Annotated in this window: 4 protein-coding genes; 1 reads left to right on the top strand and 3 read right to left on the bottom strand. The window is 64.8% G+C overall.

Annotated features, from left to right (window positions below; all coding sequences use genetic code 11):
• From VGQ94_07110 to VGQ94_07100, 3 genes are all read right to left on the bottom strand, one after another.
• Positions 1-207, bottom strand: a 207-nt coding sequence (locus VGQ94_07110; GenBank protein ID HEV2022284.1) for a hypothetical protein, incomplete at its 3' end; no start/stop codon positions are given.
• A complete protein-coding gene (locus VGQ94_07105; protein HEV2022283.1) occupies positions 204-983 on the bottom strand; it encodes an ABC transporter permease in 780 nt (259 codons plus the stop codon). The genes VGQ94_07110 and VGQ94_07105, both read right to left, overlap by 4 nt.
• Positions 980-1,924, bottom strand: coding sequence for an ABC transporter ATP-binding protein (locus tag VGQ94_07100; protein HEV2022282.1), 945 nt, complete (start codon positions 1,922-1,924; stop codon positions 980-982). Before VGQ94_07100 ends, VGQ94_07105 begins: the two co-directional genes overlap by 4 nt.
• 140 nt (positions 1,925-2,064) lie before the next feature.
• Here VGQ94_07100 and VGQ94_07095 point away from each other — a divergent pair.
• Positions 2,065-3,533, top strand: a 1,469-nt coding sequence (locus tag VGQ94_07095) for a sulfatase-like hydrolase/transferase (GenBank protein ID HEV2022281.1), incomplete at its 3' end; no start/stop codon positions are given.

Below are 3,533 nucleotides of genomic sequence, written 5' to 3'. Positions count from 1 at the left end.
CACGCGCGTCCAGTAGATGTCGGCCACCAGGCCGTCGTAGCCCAGGCTCATGCGCTTCACCGTCTGCGGGGAGGTGACGTACAGCACCTCCTCGAGCGTGGCGTCGGTGCGCAGCGCGTCCACCCGGCGCAGCATGAGCATAGAGCCCACCAGGCTCGCGGCCAGGAGTACGCTGAAGACAACGGTGATGCGTTTGCGTGCGCTCATTTCAGGTTGCGGTGCTCGAAGACAAGGATGGAGGCGAACAGCGCCGCGCCGGCGTAAAACAGCGCGTACAGAGTATTGTCGAGAATGAGCGCGCCGGCCACCGGCTGTCCGTGGGCGACCGAGGAGATGACGTTGAGCGCTGAGAAGTTGGGAACCAGATAGGCGGCGGCGATGGCCAGCCAGCGGGTGCTGCCCACCTCGCTCAGGGCGGCGAAGGCGCGCAAGTCCTCGGCGAAGCTGCCGGCGATGAACAGGGCAAAGGCGAAGACGGCGGAAAGCACCGGCGAGGAGAAGGTCGAGAAGAACAGCGCCAGCGCCGTGACCATCAGGAACTGCAGCACGATGAAGTAGATAGCCACCAGCAGCGTGGCATCCGCGGCGGTGAAGGTGCGCGCCAGATAGAACAAGGCAGCGTAGAAGCCCAGGGCCATGAAGAAGGTGTTGACCACCAGCGTCCCGGCCAGACCGAGGAACTTGCCCACGATGAATTCCCAGCGGCGCACCGGGCGGGAGAGCATGGTGTAGAGCGTGCGCTTCTCGATCTCCTTGAATACCAGGCCGATGCCCAGGAAGATGGCGATGAGCACCCCGAAAAGCGAGATGGAGGTCAGCCCCAGATTGATCAGGAACAACCGCTCCACCCCGATGGAGATGCCGCCGAAGAGCAGGGCCGAGCCCACCATGAGCAGCGCGAAGAACACCAAGTTATAAAGGACGCGCTCGCGCACGGCCTCGCGGAATGTGTTGAAGGCGATCCAGGCGATGCGGGAGGTCATGGTTTCGCCTCCTTGGAGCCGGCGGAGCCGGCCAGGCGCTCGAGGAAGTAGTCCTCGAGCGTAGTGCGCACCGGGATCACCGAGATGAGGCGCGCGCGGTTGTTGCGCAGCAGGTCCAGGGCCGCGTTCAGCTTGGCCTCCGGGACGACGGCCCGCACCTGGTCGCCGGTGATGCGGCACTCCGCGCCCAGCGCCGCAAAATCCTTGCTGAGGGCCGCGTCGCCCTGCCACAGGACCTCCATGAGGTCGTGCTTGGCGGTGGTGAGCGCGCTTACCTTTTCCACGCAGCACAGCTCGCCCTGGTGCAGCACGGCCACGCGGTCGCACAGCGACTCGGCGTCGGAAAGAATGTGGGTGGAGAAGAAGATGGTCTTGCCCTCATCCTTCAGGCCCTGCATCAGGTCGCGCACCTCGCGCCGCCCGATGGGGTCCAGGCCGGACATGGGCTCGTCCAGGAAGACCACCTTGGGATCGTGCAGGACGGCCTGCGCGATGCCCACCCGCTGCATCATGCCCTTGGAGAACTTGCGCAGGGGAAGTCCGCCCACGTCCGGCAGGCCCACGCGCTCTAGCATCCGCGGCACCCGGCGCTTGCGCTCCGCTGCCGAGACCCCCGAGAGCTGAGCGTAGTACTCGAGCAGCTCGGCTGCCGTCAGATGGTCGTAGAAGTACGGCTGCTCGGGCAGGAAGCCGATCTGCGCGCGCACGTCAGGGTCGCGGTAGTCCAGGCCCAGGATGCGGGCGGAGCCGCCGGTGGGGAAGATGATCCCCATCAGCAGCTTCAAGGTGGTGGTCTTGCCGGCGCCGTTCGCGCCCAGGTAGCCGAAGACCTCGCCCTCTTCGACCGTGAGGTTGAGCGGGCGGAGGGCGCGCACCTTGCGCTTGCGCAGGAAGCCGACGCTGTAGGTCTTTTCCAGTCCGGAAATCTCAATCGCTGCCATGTTTCCCTTCCGTTTCAGAGAAACGGATTCTCAAGTCAACGGCTGCCCCGTGCCGGCGAAGCTTCCCAGTGTAGGGCTCCTATATTATGGAAAAATTCCCCCATCGATGCCAAGATGTGTCTCGCCACGAGCCACTCACTTTGACCACTGTACCGAAGGAACGCGTGCGGGAGGTTCAGACCGCGAAAGGCGCCACGCACAGCCGCTGGCGGGATCTGGCGGCGGCGGCTTCCCTCGCGAACCTTTGCTTCTTCGGTTTCTGGCACACCATCCTCTTTTCTACTCCGCTGCTGGCGCCGGCATGGACCTGGCGGGACCTGCTCGCCATTACCGTCAATGTTTACGCCTTCGCGGCCTTGTTTTGGATGCTCATCAGCCAGGGGAAACGTTCCCGGCGCCTTCCCGGCTGGCACCGCGGGTTGTACCTGCTGGCTCCCCTGATCCTGCTGCGGCTGCTCGAGCTCCGTTACTACCGCCCTCTGCGCCGCCTGTGGACCGCGGTGGAAGACGATTCTCTGCTGATTCTGTTGACTGCGGCCACCGTCCTTCTGGCTGCCTATGCGGTCGTCCGCTGGCGCCGCTCGCTCCTGGTGGCGGCGGAGGTCCTGACCCTGTGCCTGTTCGCTTTCGTGCCGGCCAGTTTTCTCCAGGCGGCTTGGGTGGTCCATGGCGACCGAGCTGTCGCGAGAGCCGAACTGATGGCGAGCCCGCCGCTGCTTCCGGTCCGCCCGGGACAGCGGCGCGTGGTCTGGATCGTTTTTGACGAGATGGACTGGCGCTACGTTTTTCCCCGGAGGCCGGCCTCGCTCCGACTGCCGGAAATCGACCGCCTGCGCGCCCAGTCCATTTACGCGGAGAGCGCGTTCCAGTCCGGCCTGGAGACCTCGGAGTCCATGATGAGCTACCTCTATGGACGCCAAGTCTACAGCGTCGAGCCTACCGGAAAGGCCAACTTCCGGCTCCTCTTCCTGGACGAGCCCAAGCAGATAGACGGGCCCGGCCCGCCCAATCTGTTCTCCAAAGTCCGCCAGGCCGGGTTCAACACTGCCATGGTGGGCTGGTTCCTCCCGTACTGCCGCCTCTTCAAGCAGTCGCTGAACCGGTGCTACTTGGAATCCATGGAGACGCGGGTGCGCGGCTCCCAGCCCGACCTGGCGACCAGCTTCCGCAGCCAGCTCCGCACCCTCTCGCCGCTGGAGGCCCGGCAGCGGCATATGGAACGCTACCTGGCCATGCTGCAGGAAGCCAAGCAGGCGGCGGCGGATCCGAAGCTGGGTTTGGTGGTGCTCCATCTTCCTGTGCCTCATGAGCCGGCGATCTATCGCCGGGATGACGCCGAGCTGACAATCTTCAACTTCCGCCCCGACTGGTATTTCGACAACTTGGCGCTGGCCGATCGCACTCTGGGTGATCTGCGCATGGAGATGGAACGGGCCGGCCTGTGGGACGCATCCACCGTACTCGTCACCTCCGACCACTCTCTGCGCTGGTACGCCATGCTGGACCAGACCATGGATCCGCGCGTCCCTTTTCTGGTGAAGCTGGCGGGACAGCAGCAGGAAGTCGTTTACCACGCGCCTCTACGGAGCCTGGTGGCCCACGACCTCAC

Source organism: Terriglobales bacterium, assembly GCA_035937135.1.
Taxonomy (GTDB): Bacteria; Acidobacteriota; Terriglobia; order Terriglobales; family Acidobacteriaceae; genus DASYVL01.
Note: the sequence above shows the minus strand (reverse complement) of the source record. Positions and strands in the feature narration are given on the sequence as shown.

What these genes read in the sequence shown, in the direction of transcription:
- VGQ94_07105 (HEV2022283.1), bottom strand. Translation starts at nt 983, where the DNA reads ATGACCTCCCGCATCGCCTGGATCGCCTTCAACACATTCCGCGAGGCC.
- VGQ94_07100 (HEV2022282.1), bottom strand. Translation starts at nt 1,924, where the DNA reads ATGGCAGCGATTGAGATTTCCGGACTGGAAAAGACCTACAGCGTCGGC.